This window comes from Caballeronia calidae (genome assembly GCF_900044055.2).
Taxonomy (GTDB): domain Bacteria; phylum Pseudomonadota; class Gammaproteobacteria; order Burkholderiales; family Burkholderiaceae; genus Caballeronia; species Caballeronia calidae.
Map to the genome: position 1 here is coordinate 188,225 of NZ_FCOX02000008.1, position 14,275 is coordinate 202,499.

General features: G+C 64.1%; 14 protein-coding genes and 1 pseudogene. 7 read left to right on the forward strand and 8 right to left on the reverse strand.

The features are described 5' to 3' along the window. Window positions 1-120: 120 nt before the first annotated feature. From hmpA to AWB78_RS46435, 6 genes are all read left to right on the forward strand, one after another. Window positions 121-1,302, forward strand: coding sequence for an NO-inducible flavohemoprotein (gene hmpA, locus AWB78_RS11040; RefSeq protein WP_062604630.1), 1,182 nt, complete (start codon window positions 121-123; stop codon window positions 1,300-1,302). Between the two features lie 193 nt (window positions 1,303-1,495). After that, entirely contained in the window at window positions 1,496-1,933 is a 438-nt protein-coding gene (locus AWB78_RS11045; protein WP_062604606.1) for a carboxymuconolactone decarboxylase family protein, read from the forward strand. 10 nt (window positions 1,934-1,943) lie between these two features. Further along, a complete protein-coding gene (locus AWB78_RS11050) occupies window positions 1,944-2,354 on the forward strand; it encodes a cupin domain-containing protein (RefSeq protein ID WP_062604607.1) in 411 nt (136 codons plus the stop codon). A 16-nt stretch (window positions 2,355-2,370) separates the two neighbouring features. Beyond that, complete coding sequence (locus tag AWB78_RS46430) at window positions 2,371-2,577, forward strand: hypothetical protein (RefSeq protein WP_157697455.1); 207 nt, start codon at window positions 2,371-2,373, stop codon at window positions 2,575-2,577. Window positions 2,578-2,584: 7 nt separating this feature from the next. Further along, on the forward strand, window positions 2,585-3,814 hold the full coding sequence (locus tag AWB78_RS11055) for an NnrS family protein (RefSeq protein WP_062604608.1): 1,230 nt from the start codon (window positions 2,585-2,587) through the stop codon (window positions 3,812-3,814). Window positions 3,815-4,092: 278 nt separating this feature from the next. Beyond that, window positions 4,093-4,269 carry a hypothetical protein gene (locus tag AWB78_RS46435; RefSeq protein ID WP_157697456.1) on the forward strand — a complete coding sequence of 59 codons (177 nt, stop codon included), beginning with the start codon at window positions 4,093-4,095 and terminating at the stop codon, window positions 4,267-4,269. 199 nt (window positions 4,270-4,468) lie between these two features. On the opposite strand, the gene oxlT is transcribed toward AWB78_RS46435, so the two are convergent. The 8 genes and pseudogenes from oxlT to AWB78_RS11095 form a co-directional block, all read right to left on the reverse strand. After that, the gene (gene oxlT, locus AWB78_RS11060; RefSeq protein ID WP_062604609.1) at window positions 4,469-5,782 is read right to left on the reverse strand and encodes an oxalate/formate MFS antiporter; all 1,314 of its coding nucleotides are present in this window, start codon (window positions 5,780-5,782) and stop codon (window positions 4,469-4,471) included. 344 nt (window positions 5,783-6,126) lie between these two features. After that, on the reverse strand, window positions 6,127-7,488 hold the full coding sequence (locus AWB78_RS11065) for an OprD family outer membrane porin (RefSeq protein ID WP_074173422.1): 1,362 nt from the start codon (window positions 7,486-7,488) through the stop codon (window positions 6,127-6,129). A gap of 281 nt (window positions 7,489-7,769) precedes the next feature. After that, the gene (gene oppF / locus AWB78_RS11070; RefSeq protein ID WP_062604611.1) at window positions 7,770-8,753 is read right to left on the reverse strand and encodes a murein tripeptide/oligopeptide ABC transporter ATP binding protein OppF; all 984 of its coding nucleotides are present in this window, start codon (window positions 8,751-8,753) and stop codon (window positions 7,770-7,772) included. Further along, window positions 8,746-9,744 carry an ABC transporter ATP-binding protein gene (locus tag AWB78_RS11075; RefSeq protein ID WP_062604612.1) on the reverse strand — a complete coding sequence of 333 codons (999 nt, stop codon included), beginning with the start codon at window positions 9,742-9,744 and terminating at the stop codon, window positions 8,746-8,748. The genes oppF and AWB78_RS11075 overlap by 8 nt, the downstream gene beginning before the upstream one ends. A 3-nt stretch (window positions 9,745-9,747) precedes the next feature. Further along, window positions 9,748-10,638, reverse strand: coding sequence for an ABC transporter permease subunit (locus tag AWB78_RS11080; RefSeq protein WP_062604613.1), 891 nt, complete (start codon window positions 10,636-10,638; stop codon window positions 9,748-9,750). Window positions 10,639-10,649: 11 nt separating this feature from the next. Beyond that, window positions 10,650-11,570 carry an oligopeptide ABC transporter permease OppB gene (gene oppB / locus AWB78_RS11085; RefSeq protein ID WP_062604614.1) on the reverse strand — a complete coding sequence of 307 codons (921 nt, stop codon included), beginning with the start codon at window positions 11,568-11,570 and terminating at the stop codon, window positions 10,650-10,652. Window positions 11,571-11,599: 29 nt separating this feature from the next. Next, on the reverse strand, window positions 11,600-13,237 hold the full coding sequence (locus AWB78_RS11090) for a peptide ABC transporter substrate-binding protein (RefSeq protein WP_062604615.1): 1,638 nt from the start codon (window positions 13,235-13,237) through the stop codon (window positions 11,600-11,602). 80 nt (window positions 13,238-13,317) lie between these two features. After that, window positions 13,318-13,527: pseudogene (locus AWB78_RS11095) on the reverse strand (IS4 family transposase); the annotation flags it as partial. A gap of 209 nt (window positions 13,528-13,736) precedes the next feature. Here AWB78_RS11095 and AWB78_RS11100 point away from each other — a divergent pair. Continuing rightward, window positions 13,737-14,275, forward strand: a 539-nt coding sequence (locus AWB78_RS11100; RefSeq protein WP_198399248.1) for a transposase, incomplete at its 3' end; no start/stop codon positions are given.

Consider the following 14,275-nt stretch of genomic DNA (forward strand, 5'->3'; position numbering starts at 1 on the left):
ACATTAAACGATTGATTTATCGACGATTCTACTCTGGCACAGTTCGTGTATAAGATTATGCCGAAGATTTTCGATGCGGAAGCGCCCCGCTTCCGCCTTCATCACACGAGGAACCGAAGAATGCTGTCAGCAGAACACCGTGCCATCGTCAAGGCAACCGTCCCTCTTCTCGAAAGCGGCGGTGAGGCGCTCACCCGGCACTTCTACAACAAGATGTTCACCGAGTATCCGGAAGTGCGCGCGATGTTCAACCAGGCGCACCAGGCGAGCGGCGCGCAGCAACGCGCGCTCGCCAACGGCGTGCTGATGTACGCACGGCACATCGACGAACTGGAGAAGCTCGGCGGCCTCGTCGGGCAGATCATCAACAAGCACGTCGCGCTCAATATCCAGCCGGAGCATTATCCGATCGTCGGTACCTGCCTGCTCCAGTCGATCCGCGAAGTGCTCGGCGAGGAGATCGCCACCGACGCGGTCATCGACGCGTGGGCCGCCGCTTACGGGCAGCTCGCCGATCTGCTGATCGGGCTCGAGGAAGGCATCTACAGCGAGCGCGAAAAGGCGCCGGGCGGCTGGCGCGGCACGCGGCGCTTCGTCGTCGCGCGCAAGGAAAAGGAGAGCGATGAAATCACGTCGTTCTACCTCGTGCCCGAGGACGGCGCCGCCCTGCTCGACTTCCATCCGGGCCAGTACATCGGCCTGCGCATGTTCATCGACGGCGAGGAGCTGCGCCGCAATTACTCGCTCTCCGCCGCGCCCAATGGCCGCGAATATCGCATCAGCGTGAAGCGCGAGGCGAACGGCAAGGTGTCGAACTTCCTGCATGAGAACGTGCGCAAAAACGACGTGCTGGATCTCTATCCGCCCGCCGGCGATTTCAAGCTCGAACGAAGCGACAAGCCGCTCGTGCTGATCAGCGGCGGCGTCGGCATCACGCCCACGCTCGCGATGCTGCAGTCCGCGCTCGAAACGAAGCGCCCGGTCCACTTCATCCACTCGGCGCGGCATGGCGGCGTGCATGCGTTCCGTGCGGTCATCGAGGATCTGGCGGCGCGTCATCCGCAACTGAAGCGTTTCTACTGCTACGAGCACAAGCGCGACGGCGATCATGAAGCGCATGGCATCGGCTTCGTCGACGAAAAGCTGCTCGACACCTGGCTGCCGAAGAACCGCGATGTCGATGCGTACTTCCTCGGACCGAAGGCGTTCATGAAGGCCGTGAAGAAGCATCTGAAGGCGCTCGGCGTGCCCGAGGCGCAGAGCCGCTACGAGTTCTTCGGCCCGGCCGCCGCGCTCGACTGATTTTCGCGCGAAACATTGCGCCCTCTCGACCCGCGGCGCATTCGTCCGCGGGTTTTTTTTGTGTGCTCGCAGCGTTACTGGTCACCCGAAATCTCTGAAAATCGGTCATTTCATATAACCGCCCCGAGGCCTACTCTTCTCTTGCCGCGCCGATGTGGCGCACCTTCCGAAACCAGGCAAAGAGGATACTTCGATGGAACAACGTCTCGACTTCTACAAGGCCAGCCCCGCCGCGATCAAGGCGCTCGTCGGCGTCGAAGAGCGCATCGGCAAATCGGCGCTCGAAAAATCGCTGACCGAGCTGGTGCGCCTGCGCGCCTCGCAGATCAACGGCTGTGCGTTCTGCGTCGACATGCACACGACCGATGCGCGCAAGGGCGGCGAAACGGACCGGCGTCTCGCGACGGTGGTCGTGTGGCGCGAAACGCCGTTCTTCACCGACCGCGAACGCGCCGCGCTGGAATGGACCGAGGCGTTGACGCTGATATCGCAAGAGCACGTGCCCGATGCCGTATGGGAGGCCGTGAAGCCGCACTTCAGCGACGAGGAAATCGTCGATCTGACGCTGCTCGTGTCCGCGATCAACAGCTGGAACCGCTTCGCGATCGCGTTCCGCAAGACGCCCGCGTGAGGACATCGACATGAGCATTCGCAGCATTGTCGTCGTGGCGGCCGCGCTGGCCTTCGGGGCGGCGCATGCCTCGGCGCACGACACGAAGGGCGCGGAAGTCGTCGCGCCGCTGATGAAGCAGGCCATACCCGAAGCAGCCGGCAGGAACGTGCTGATGGCGACGGTCGCGTACAAGCCGGGGCAGGCGTCCGAAGCGCACATGCATCCGGGGTCGATCTTCGCGTATGTGCTCGAGGGGCATGTGACTTCGCAGCTCGAAGGCTCGGCCGCGAAGACCTACGGGCCGGGCGAATCGTGGTATGAGCCGCCGGGCGCGCATCACGTCGTGTCGAAGAACGCGAGCGCGACGAAGCCGGCGAAGCTGCTGGTATTCGCGATCGTCGGCGAGAACGATCCGGTCAAGCAGCCGATTCCCCGCTGATCGAGGCGATGAAACCGTGAACCGCGCCCACGTCCCGCTTCGCTCTTCGGCATGGTGTCCGGCCTGTTCGCGGCGGGCGCACGGCTTCGGCGTGCCGTCGGGAACGCGCGCGCGCGTGAAGCTCGCGCCGCCGATGTTCGTCGGCGCGAATCTGTTTATCGGTTACTCGTGCGTGCGCCCGCTTGCGCTCCTTGCGCTCGCGCGCACGACGGTTTCATCGTGAGGATGTCATGAAGATCGCAGAACCCAACGCCGTTTTCGTCGCTGCGCCAGAGAGGCGCGAACCGAAGCATCGGCGGCGCTTCGCCCTGCTCAATCTCGGCTTCAGGCCGTTCTATCTGTGCGGCGCGGCGTTCGGCGCGCTCGCGCTGATCGTGTGGATGCTCGTGCTGTCGGGCGTGCCGGTTCGCGGCGGCTATCTGCTGCGCGCGGACCCGGTCGGCTGGCACGCGCACGAAATGGTGTTCGGCTTCGCGGCGGCGATCGTCGTCGGCTTCCTGCTGACCGCCGTGCGCGCGTGGACCGGGCGCGACACGGCCAAAGGCGCGACGCTCGCCGCGCTCGCGCTCCTCTGGCTCGCCGGGCGCGTGCTCGCGTGGAGCGGCCCGGCCTTGCCCGCCGCGCTCGTCGACAGCGCGTTCCTGCCGGTCGCCGCGCTGTTGCTGCTGCGCGTGCTCGTGAAAGCGGGCAACCGGCGCAACTACTTCATCGCGGTCGTGCTGCTCGCGTTCGGCGCGCTGAACGCCGCGTTCCACGCCTTGTCGATCGACGCGCGCCCCGACCTCGCGATGCGCGCCGTGTACGCATCGGCGGGCATCGTCGTGCTGCTCGTCAGCGTGATCGGCGGACGCGTGATCCCGATGTTCACCGCCAACGCGATTCCCGGCTTCGTCGCGCGGCGCTGGCGCTTCGTCGAAGCGACGATCGCGCCGCTCACGCTCGCGGCGTTCTTCGCGGACGCCTTCGCGCTCGATGGCGCGATCGTCGCGCCGCTCGCCTTACTCGCGTGCGGCGTGCATCTCGCGCGGATGATCGGCTGGCGCTCCTACGCGGTGCGCGGCCGGCCGATTCTCGCGATCCTGCATCTCGCCTACGCGTGGCTGCCGATCGGTTTCGCGCTGCTCGCGCTGTCCGCGCTCGGATGGACGCGCGTGCCGCACAGCCTCGCGATGCATGCGTTCGCGACCGGCGCGATCGGCGGCGCGATCATCGCGATGATCACGCGCACCGCGCGCGGGCATACGGGCCGGCCGCTCGTCGCGGACAAGCGCGATGTCGCGTGCTACGCGCTCGTGCTGGCGGCGGGCGCGCTGCGCGTGGTCGGACCGCTCGCCGCGCCCTCATGGCATACGACGTGGATCTTCGCCGCGGGCATCTGCTGGGCGCTCGCGTTCGCGCTGTATGTCGCGGCATACGCGGCGCCGCTCGTCAGGCCGCGCGAGGATGGCAAGCCGGGCTGAGGCGGCGACTTTTTTTTGACATCAGCGCGGGTGTGGTCAAGTATCTCCGTTTGCTTTCGCTGTTCTCGTGGCCGCGTTCCTTGCCCTTTCCGGCTGCGGCCTAGGCACGCGCTTCTGAGCGTTCGTCCCTCCGCATGCGGGGCTCGCTTCGTCTATCTCCTGAATGATCGCGCCGTCCCCGCGCGAGCCGGGTTTGCCCGTCCACCGCTAACGACGACACTACGTTCATTGAGCAAGCGTCGGCGGCAGCATCGGACCGGCATCGGATGGAGACAGGCATGAACGCTTATCTGGGTCTGGCACTTCTCGCTCTTGTCACGCCGGCGTCCGCGCTGGCATTGCGGGCGTGGACCGCCCGCATCGATGCATACGTGCCGCGCCTCGCGTATGTCGACCACGAGCGCGGCGCGTCCAATCCGAGGCGTCATCTGCTTTCGTTTCGCGCGTCGCCGTAGCGGGGATCGCTCGAATCACGGGGAAATCGCGGGATAACGGAGCGAGGAGACCACCTGCCGGCGGCACGACAAAACGCGCATCCGCGATGCGGCCCACATGCCGCATCATCAGTCGCAAACAGCGGACAAGCGCAAGCTCGACAACTAGAAACGGGCGACACGCCGGGTCGCCCGCCCTGCCCGTATCACGCCGCGGACATCATTCCTTCAGGGGCGTGTACGGCATGTCCAGCGATGCACTGCGCGCGTGCTTCTGCGAATGTGCATTGCGCATCGGCTTCAGCACGAAGATCGCAAGCAGCGCCGATATCGCCGCCATGCCCGCCGCGAGCATGAAGACCGCGTGCCAGCTTCCGGTCATCGTCGTGATGACGCTCGAGAACGGCACCAGCAGCGCGGCCGTGCCCTTCGCCGTATAGAGCAGACCCGCGTTGGTCGCCGCGAACTTCGGACCGAAGGTATCGCCGCACGTCGCCGGGAACAGGCTATAGATTTCGCCCCACGCGAAGAACACGATGCCCGTCAGCACGACGAACGCCACCGGGCTATGCCCGTACTTCGACAACGCGACGATGCCCACCGCTTCGATCGCGAAGGCGAGGAACATCGTGTTCTCCCGCCCGATGCGATCCGATACCCAGCCGAAGAACGGCCGCGTCAGGCCGTTGAGCACGCGGTCGATCGTGAGCGCGAAGGTCAGCGCGGGCAGCGTCAGACCGAGGATCGACACGGGCGAGTCGTGCAGGCCGAAGTCCTTCGCGATCGGGCCGAGCTGCGCGGTCGCCATCAGGCCGCCGGCGGCCATCATCACGAACATCAGGTACATGACCCAGAAGATCGGCGACTGCAGCACCTGCTTCGGGCTCGCGTTGTAGACCGCGGCCTTCACCGTGCTCTTCACCGACGCGATCATCTGCGCGGGCGGCGCATAGAGCGCCATGCCGAGCAGGAACACGATGAGCCCCTGGCCGAGGCCGAACCACAGGAAGGTCGCTTCGTAGCCGCTCGACTTGATCATGTGCGCGATCGGCACGACGGTCGCGGCGGAACCCATCCCGAAGCCCGCCGCCGTGATGCCCGCAGCCAGTCCGCGGCGCGCCGGGAACCACTTGAGCGCGTTGCCGACGCAGGTGCCGTACACCGCGCCCGCGCCCACGCCGCCGACCGCCGCCGCGAAGTAAAGGAGCGGCAGCGACGATGCCACCGAGTTGAGCGCCCACGCGATCGCGCACAGAAGACCGCCGCCGACCACGACGGGACGTGGTCCGTACTTGTCGACGAGATAGCCTTCGATCGGCACGAGCCATGTTTCCGTCACGACGAAGATCGTGAACGCCACCTGGATCGCCGCCCGGCCCCAGTGATACTTCTCGTCGATCGGATTGACGAAGAGTGTCCAGCCGTACTGCATGTTGGCGATCATCGCCATGCAAATCACGCCGAAAACCAACTGCACCCACGGCGACGCTAGACGCGACGCTCCTTCCTGGCGGTCACTCTGGTTCATTCCCATGCCTGTCTCCTTGGCAACTTTGCCTTGTGTATGCGGACGCCGAACGGCGCCTCCTGCGACGGTTGTCATGCGTCGTCGATATACACAATATGTGATATATCAAGTAAGTCAAGCGAAAGCTGGCGCAGGGTTTTCACTTAGGAAATGCGCGTTCGTAAGCGCATGAAAGCTTCAGTGCGCTCGGCGAGCAGGCAAAAAAAAGCCCGGCAGAGACAGGCCTGCCGGGCGATGAGCGTGGGCGAGACATGGCAATCCGCAGCACGCACTCTCTTTATAAATGAAAGTTAAACGTAATGTAAATGAGTATTTTTGTAGGGTTTACGCTGCGGCGTCTTCGACAGCATTTAGAAGACGTTTACGGGCACGTTGACCATCAGGCGGTACACATCGCTCGAACCATCCGGATAGTACGCGCTGTTGCTGTGATGATGCATGTAGTAGAACTTGACCGACGTGTTCTTGAACTTGCCGTCCGGCACCGTGTAGCTCGGGATCACGCCTAATTCGTAGTGCGTGCCGCCGATCGGCTGGCCTGCGCCCACCGCGCCGCCCGACCAGTAATGCCCTGCCTGCGAGCTGCCGCCGTATGCCATCGCGCTGCCATCGGCGCCCCAACCGTAGGCACTCCACATCGTCAGCTTGAGGCCCGGCACGCCGTAGTCCTTCATGTTGAGCGTGTACGACAGGCTCACGGATTTTTCGTGCGGCTGGTTGTAGTCGACATCGAGCGAGTTCGACAGATAGTCGCCCGCCGACTGGCCCATGTAGTCGAAGGTCTGATCGCTCACGATCTGCTGGAACGCGAACTGCACCGTATGCGCGCCATGCGTGCCGGCGAGCGCGAGCGAGTACGCGTTGTTGCTGATCGAGCCCTGCCGCTTGTCGCCGATCGCGCCCGTGTAGTAGTAGTTCAACGCGCCGGTCCAGCGAACGGACTTCGGATCGCCGATGCTCTGCGTCGCCGTCAGGTACCACTGCTGCCACACGTTGTTCGCGACGCTGCCATAGAGCGACACGGCCGTATCGCCGCCGCGCGTCCAGTCGCCGCCGAAGTAGGTGAACTGCGAGACGTGCGTGCCGCCGTATTCCGTAGTGAGACCGGTAACGGTCGTCATGCCGCGCGCGATCACGCCGTCCACGGTGCCGGCCTTCAGCGTCAGGTTCTTGATTTCGTCGCTCGCGAGCGAGAAGCCGCGGAATGTGGGCGGCAATGCGCGGTTGTCGTGCGGCACGAGGAACGGATTGTCGAAGAGCTGCTGACCGTACTTGAGCACCGTGTTCGACACGCGCGCCTTCACATCCCACACGCCGGGATACGCCCATGCGAGCTGATTCGATCCACCGCCGTCCGTGCCGACGTGCACGCGATTGCCCGCGCCGACGCCGCCGTTCAGCTTGAACGCACCGAACAGCGACACGTCCCCGCCCAGCCCGATCAGTCCTTTCGTATAGCCCGATTCGAACACCGCCTGCGCGCCCAGCACCCACGCGTCCTTCTTGCCCGCGCCCTTGAACTCGTCGTGCTCGGTGAAGGAACGCAGCAGCAGATTCACATGCGAATCCTCGATGAACCCCTTCGACTTCGCCTGGCTGCTCACCGGCGCGTCCGCTTCGGTGTTCGGCGGCGAGTTCGGCGGCGCCTCGGTATGACGCGAGGGCGGCTGTGCATCGGTTTCATCGGCGTGCGCGGCGAACGTGGCGGCCATGAAACCGCTGAACAGCAAAATCGATAGCGCGAGTGAATGTTTTTGTTTTTTCACGAAAAAGTATCTCCAATTTTGATTCAACTTCTGACGGCTTGATCGAAACTCAGGATTGCCAAACGCCTCACCTGGCGACGCACGCGTCGAGGTGTACAGGCGGTGTGGCGAATGGAGCAAACGGCGGGCGGCGCGCGGGCCGCCTGGGTCATCGGGCAGTGTTTATTGCGGGGGAGTCGTGTCCTCGAATGTCATTGATTTTGTTATCGGCGTGAAGGTGTTACCGCTCACGCAAAAAAGCACGCCGCCGACGCATCCGCTGCGAGCGCGCGCAACACGGGCACTTCGCGCGAGCAGCGCGCCTGCGCCATCGGGCAGCGCGTATGGAAGACGCAGCCCGATGGCGGATCGATCGGGCTCGGGATATCGCCCGACAGGATCTGCACGACCTTGCCGCGCTCCACCGCCGGATCGGGCACCGGCACGGCGGAAAGCAGCGCGCGCGTGTACGGGTGGCGCGGCGTGTCGTAGAGCGCGTGCTTCTCCGCCAGCTCCATCACGCGGCCGAGGTACATCACCATCACGCGATCGGAAATGTGGCGCACCACGGCCAGATCGTGCGCGATGAAAATGAGCGCGAGCTTCATCTCCTTCTGCAGCGACTTGAGCAGATTGACGATCTGCGCCTGAATGGAAACGTCGAGCGCGGACACCGGCTCGTCGCAGATGACGAGTTTCGGCTCGACGATCAGCGCCCGCGCAATGCCGATGCGCTGGCACTGCCCGCCCGAGAACTCGTGCGGATAGCGGTTGATCATCTGTTCGCGCAGGCCGACCTTGGCCATCATCGCGCGCACGCGTTCTTCGATGTCGCGTTTTGCCATGCCCGGCTGATGCTCGACGAGCGGCTCCGCGATGATCTGCCCGACCGTCATGCGCGGATCGAGCGATGCCAGCGGGTCCTGAAAGATCATCTGCACGTCGCCGCGCACGCGATGCCATTCGCGCTTGCCCGCGCCCGAGAGCTTCGCGCCCATCCACACGATATCGCCGGCGGTAGCGGGAATCAGATTCAGAATCGCGCGCGACAACGTGGACTTGCCGCATCCCGATTCGCCGACGACGCCGAGCGTCTCGCCCGCCTTCAGATCGAAGCTGACGCCGTCGACCGCCTTGAGCGTGCGGCGCGGCGCCCACGGCAGGCGGCTTTTCGGCTTCACCTGAAAATGCACGCGCATGTCGCGCACGGAGAGAATCGTCGCGTCAGACATGGCTCGTTTCCTGATAGCGGGTTTTCATCGCCTCGACGGGACGATGGCATGCACGCAGCCAATGCGTGCCATGTACTGCCTGCAGCGCGGGCGCTTCGTGCGCGCACTGGTCGCTCGCATCGGCGCAGCGCTCGTGAAACGGACAGCCCGCCGGCGGATGCGCCATGTTCGGCGGATTGCCGGGAATGCCGGTGAGCTCGCCGCCGTCGTGATCGAGACGCGGCAGCGCGCGCAGCAGCCCGATGGTGTACGGATGCGAAGGCTTCGCGAACAGCGTGGCCGCGTCGCACTGCTCCATCACGCGGCCGCCGTACATCACCATCACTTTCTCGCAGAGACCGGCGACGACGCCGAGATCGTGCGTGATCAGCACGATCGACGTGCCGAAGTCGTGCTGCAGATTGCGCAGCAGTTGCAGGATCTGCGCCTGCACGGTGACGTCGAGCGCGGTGGTCGGCTCGTCGGCGAAGAGCACTTCGGGCTCGCACAGCAAGGCCATCGCGATCATCACACGCTGGCGCATGCCGCCCGACAGCTCATGCGGATACTGCCCGATGCGATGCGCCGCCTCGGGAATACGCACGGCTTCGAGCATCGAGATCGCGCGCTTCTTCGCTTCGCGGCGCGTGACGTTCTTGTGCAGCTCCAGCACTTCTGTCATCTGCCGCTCGATCGTCAGATACGGATTGAGCGAGCTCATCGGGTCCTGAAAGATCATCGACAGGCGATTGCCGCGAATGCGATTCATCGCTTTATGCGGCATGCCGATGAGATTCTCGCCGCGATACAGCGCCGTGCCGCTCGCGCGCCCGTTCGATGCGAGCAGCCCGAGCATGGCGAGCACGCTCTGGCTCTTGCCCGACCCCGATTCGCCGACGATGCCGAGCGTCTCGCCGTCTTCAAGCGTGAAGTTGACGCCGTTGACGGCGCGCACGGTGGCGTCGTGCGTCGCGAATTCGACCTGCAGGTCCCTGACTTCGAGTAGCGGCATGGCTCACCTGTCCTTCGGATCGAGCGCGTCGCGCAGCCCGTCGCCGACAAAGTTGATGCAGTAAAGCGTGATCGACAAAAGCGCCGCCGGGAACAGCAGAATCCACGGCGACGATTCCATCACGCCGACGCCGTCCTGGATCAGCACGCCCCAGCTCGTCATCGGTTCCTGCACGCCGAGGCCGAGAAACGACAGCACCGACTCCGTGAGAATCACGGCGGGCACGGTCACGGTCGTATAGATCGCGACGATGCCGAGCAGATTCGGCACCACGTGCCGCAGGATGATGCGCGAGGTCGGCACGCCGATCGCGCGCGCCGCCTCGACATACTCCTTCGAGCGGATCGAGAGCGTCTGGCCGCGCACGACGCGCGCCATGTCCATCCAAGAGAAAACGGTGATGGTGACGACGACGAGATAGAACTCGCGTCCGAGCAGCGTCACCATCAGGATCGCGATGAGCAGGTACGGAATCGCGTACATCATGTCGACGATGCGCATCATCGCGTTATCGACGCGGCCGCCGACGAAGCCCGCGATCGCGCCCCACAGGATGCCGAGCGTGACGGACGTCAACGTGGCGAGCGCGCCGATCATCAGCGACACGCGCCCGCCGATCAGGCAGCGCACGAAGAGATCGCGGCCGGTGTCGTCGGTGCCGAAGAGATGCCAGTTCTCGAGCGTGGGCGGCACGCCGGTGGCGTTCCAGTCGGTGGAATCGAACGCGTTCGGCGACAGCCACGGCCCCACGATGCATGCGAGCGTGATCAGCACGAGCAGGACGAGGCTCACGACGGCCGCCTTGTTGCGCAGGAAACGCGCGCGCGCATCCTGCCACGGGCTGCGGCCCGCGACCGCCTTGTCGAGCATGGGTGCAAGGGAAGCAGATTTCATCGCGCGCCCTCTCAGTAGCGGATTTTCGGATCGAGCCACGCATACGCGAGGTCGACCAGCAGGTTGAGCAGCACGGCGACCACCGTCACGAGCACGACGAGACCGAGCACGAGCGTGTAATCGCGGTTCGCGGCGCCGTTGACGATCAGCTTGCCGATGCCCGGCAGCGAGAACACCGACTCGGTGACGACCGCCGCCGTGATCGACGAGATCGCGAGCGGACCGATCACCGAGACGACCGGAATCAGCGTCGGCTTCAGCGCATGACGCAGGATGATGGTGTGCATCGGCAAACCCTTCGCGCGCGCGGTGCGAATGTAGTTCGTGTTCAGCACTTCGATCAGGCTCGCGCGCGTCACCCGCCCTACCGTCGCGACGTTGATCATCACGAGCAGCACGACCGGCAGCACCATGTAGCGCACCTGGAAGCCGTTCCAGCCGCCCGCCGGCAGCCACTTCAGCAGGATCGCGAACACGAGGATCAGCACCGGCCCGAGCACGAACGACGGAAACACGTTGCCCGCGTTGCTGACGAGCATGAGCGCGTAGTCCGCGACGCTGTTGCGATAGAGCGCCGCCGCGATGCCGAGCGCGACGCCGATCACGATGGCGAGCAGCATCGACACGCCGCCGATCGTGAGCGACACCGGCAGCGCACGCAGCACGAGGTCGTTCACGCTCCAGTCGGCATAGCGGAACGACGCGCCGAGATCGCCGTGCAGGAGGCCGTCGAGATAGAGCAGATATTGCTTCCACAACGGCTCGCCGAGGTGGTACTTCGCCTGCATGTTGGCGAGCACTTCGGCGGACACCGCGCGCTCGCCGTCGAACGGCCCCCCCGGCGTGGCGTGCAGCAGCAGATAGCAGACCGTGACGACGATCAGCAGCGTCGGCAGCGTGAGCAGCACGCGACGCAACGTGTAAGACCACATGAGCGTTCCCCTCGCTTAGGTCAGTGATGTCAGTGCTTGACGATGTAGAGATCCTTGCTGTGGTAGCGATCCATCGGATTCTTCAGCGAATAGCCGCCCACATAGCTCTTCACGAGGCGCGGCAAACCGTATTGCAGCAGCGGGAGAAGCGGGTAGTCGTCCATGATCATCTTCGCGGCCTGCGTCTGCAGTTGCGTGCGCTTGCCCTGATCCACGGTCTGGCTGGCTTCCTTGATGAGCGCGTCCGCCTTCCGGTTGCAGTTGAAGTTGTCGTTCTGGTCCGATCCGCATTGCACGAGCTGCAGGAAGGTCGTCGCGTCGTTGTAGTCGGCCACCCAGCCGTTGCGCGCGATCTGATAGTCGCCCGCGTGGCGCTTCTTCAGCAGAACCTTGAACTCCATCGCCTCGATGTCCGTTGCGAGGCCGAGCTTCGACTTCCATTCCGACGCCACGAAAATCGCCATCTTCTTGTTGTAGTCGCTCGTGTTCATCGCGAAACTAAGCTTGGTGCCGGGCTTCACGCCCGCCTGCTCCAGCAGCTTCTTCGCTTCCTCGACGCGCTTCGCCATCGGCCAGGAGGCCCATTCGTAGTTCGTCACGTCCGCGCCGACCACGCCCTTCGGCAGCACGGAATACAGCGGAATCTGACCATCGGCGGTCACGCGCTGCGCGAGCAGATCGCGATCGACGACCATCGAAAGCGCCTTGCGCACGCGCACGTCCTTCAGCAGCGGATCGCGGTTGTTGAAGCCGTAGTAGCGCGTGCCGAGGATCAGCGAGTTACGCGCGTCGTTGGGGAACTGCTGACGGTATTTCGCGTAGGTGCCGGTCGGCATCTGGTACGTCATGTCGTTCTCGCCGGACTGGAACAGCTTGACGTCGGTGTTCTCGTCCTCGACGGGCAAATAGGTGACCTGCGTCAGCTGCACGTTCGCCTTGTCCCAGTAATTCGGGTTCTTCACCATCACGATCTTGCTGTTGACCTGCCAGTCCTTCAGCTGGAACGGGCCGTTGCTGACGAGATTGCCGGGCTTCGTCCAGTTCTTGCCGTATTTCTCGACGCTCGCGCGATGCACCGGCCCGAGATTCGGATTCGACATCAGTTCGGGGAGGAACGGCACCGGGCCGGACGTTTTGACCTCGACCGTGGACGCATCGATTGCGCGCACGCCGATGTCACCGACCGGCTTCTTGCCCGCGGTGACATCGGCGCCGTTCAGCAGGAACACCCCGAAAACGTTTGCGTAGGAGGACGCCGTTTTCGGGTCGACGAAACGCTGGATGCCATACACGAAATCGTTCGCGGTGACAGGATCGCCATTCGACCAGCGCGCATTCTTGCGCAGATGGAAGATCCAGGTCGCCGGATCCTTCTGCTCCCACTTCTCCGCGACGCCCGGCACGACCGCGCCGTCGTTGTTGGTGGCGGTCAGGCTTTCGAACAGATCGCTCGTGAGGTTGTAGGCGCCCACGGATTCCGTCATCGCCGGGTCCAGCGTCTCGGTTTCCGAGCCGTTGTTGCGCACGAGTTCCTGCTTCGCGGCGAGCGTCACACCGGGCGGCACGATCGCCGCGGTGGCGTTCAATGCGGACAGCGCCAGCAAGGCGGCCACCGCGGCGAGCTGCGTGCGCTGGATCGATGCGTGGGGAACGGCAAAAAACGTCATGGGGAGTCCTCTTCTTTGTCTCGTTTTGTCAATTGTTGTCTTTCGCTATTCATGCGGGCCGGCGCGTCAAGGTCGTTCACCTCGCGATTACTCAGCAGTCGCCATTCAATCGGCTTGACGCCTGCCGGCGGGTCGACCTCGCGGGCGACGATGCAAGTGGCGCTCACCATGCCGCCTGCAGCTTCAGACAACGCGACGCGTTGCGCCCACACCTGCTGCCGTACCGCGCGCGCTGGCTGAGCCTGACGGGCTGCCAGCGTAAAGTGAATCCTGCCCGCTGGCTCACCCGAAGTTGGAGTGAACGCTCGCTCGCGTGCTTGCTCAACGCTATGCGTGACTCGCGCCACCTCCATCAGCGTGCCGAAACCCTCGGCGTCGGGCCGTTGCTCGAAACACACCCAGGCATACATATTCGCTTCTACGGTGTCGCCACGACCTAGGAGCGTGCGCGGCAGAAATCTGATGTCATCCGGCCGAGCGGAGAAGACGTTGTTAGCAGATGCCAACAAGTTATCTCCCATACGAGCCGCAGCAGCAGATGTTGCTGCCCCACGCGCTGCAAGACTGGCTGCCGGAAGGGCACCTGGCTTATTACATCAGCGACACGGTGGATTCGCTCGACCTGTCAAGCTTCCATGCGCGGTATGCGGGCGGCGGCCCGCGCAATCAACCCTTTCATCCGGCGATGATGGTGAAGGTGCTCGTCTACGGCTATGCGACCGGGGTGTTTTCGTCGCGCAAGCTGGCCAGGAAGCTGCATGAAGATATCGCGTTCCGGGTCCTCGCCGCGGGCAACTATCCGGCGCATCGCACGCTTTGCGACTTTCGCGCCTTTCACTTGAAGGAACTGTCGGAGCTGTTTGTGCAAGTGGTGAAGCTGGCGAAGGAATGCGGACTGGTCAAGCTCGGGACGATTGCCGTTGACGGCACGAAGATCAAGGCCAATGCGTCGCGTCATAAGGCGATGAGTTACGAGCGGATGAAGAAAGCCGAGCTGGAACTCAAAGAACAGATCGATGCGCTGCTGGCCAAGGCGAA

What these genes read in the sequence shown, in the direction of transcription:
- AWB78_RS11055 (WP_062604608.1), top strand. Translation starts at nt 2,585, where the DNA reads ATGAAGATCGCAGAACCCAACGCCGTTTTCGTCGCTGCGCCAGAGAGG.
- oppB (WP_062604614.1), bottom strand. Translation starts at nt 11,570, where the DNA reads ATGTGGTCTTACACGTTGCGTCGCGTGCTGCTCACGCTGCCGACGCTG.
- AWB78_RS11045 (WP_062604606.1), top strand. Translation starts at nt 1,496, where the DNA reads ATGGAACAACGTCTCGACTTCTACAAGGCCAGCCCCGCCGCGATCAAG.
- AWB78_RS11065 (WP_074173422.1), bottom strand. Translation starts at nt 7,488, where the DNA reads ATGGCCGCCACGTTCGCCGCGCACGCCGATGAAACCGATGCACAGCCG.
- AWB78_RS11080 (WP_062604613.1), bottom strand. Translation starts at nt 10,638, where the DNA reads ATGAAATCTGCTTCCCTTGCACCCATGCTCGACAAGGCGGTCGCGGGC.
- AWB78_RS11050 (WP_062604607.1), top strand. Translation starts at nt 1,944, where the DNA reads ATGAGCATTCGCAGCATTGTCGTCGTGGCGGCCGCGCTGGCCTTCGGG.
- oxlT (WP_062604609.1), bottom strand. Translation starts at nt 5,782, where the DNA reads ATGGGAATGAACCAGAGTGACCGCCAGGAAGGAGCGTCGCGTCTAGCG.
- oppF (WP_062604611.1), bottom strand. Translation starts at nt 8,753, where the DNA reads ATGTCTGACGCGACGATTCTCTCCGTGCGCGACATGCGCGTGCATTTT.
- AWB78_RS46435 (WP_157697456.1), top strand. Translation starts at nt 4,093, where the DNA reads ATGAACGCTTATCTGGGTCTGGCACTTCTCGCTCTTGTCACGCCGGCG.
- AWB78_RS11075 (WP_062604612.1), bottom strand. Translation starts at nt 9,744, where the DNA reads ATGCCGCTACTCGAAGTCAGGGACCTGCAGGTCGAATTCGCGACGCAC.
- hmpA (WP_062604630.1), top strand. Translation starts at nt 121, where the DNA reads ATGCTGTCAGCAGAACACCGTGCCATCGTCAAGGCAACCGTCCCTCTT.
- AWB78_RS11090 (WP_062604615.1), bottom strand. Translation starts at nt 13,237, where the DNA reads ATGACGTTTTTTGCCGTTCCCCACGCATCGATCCAGCGCACGCAGCTC.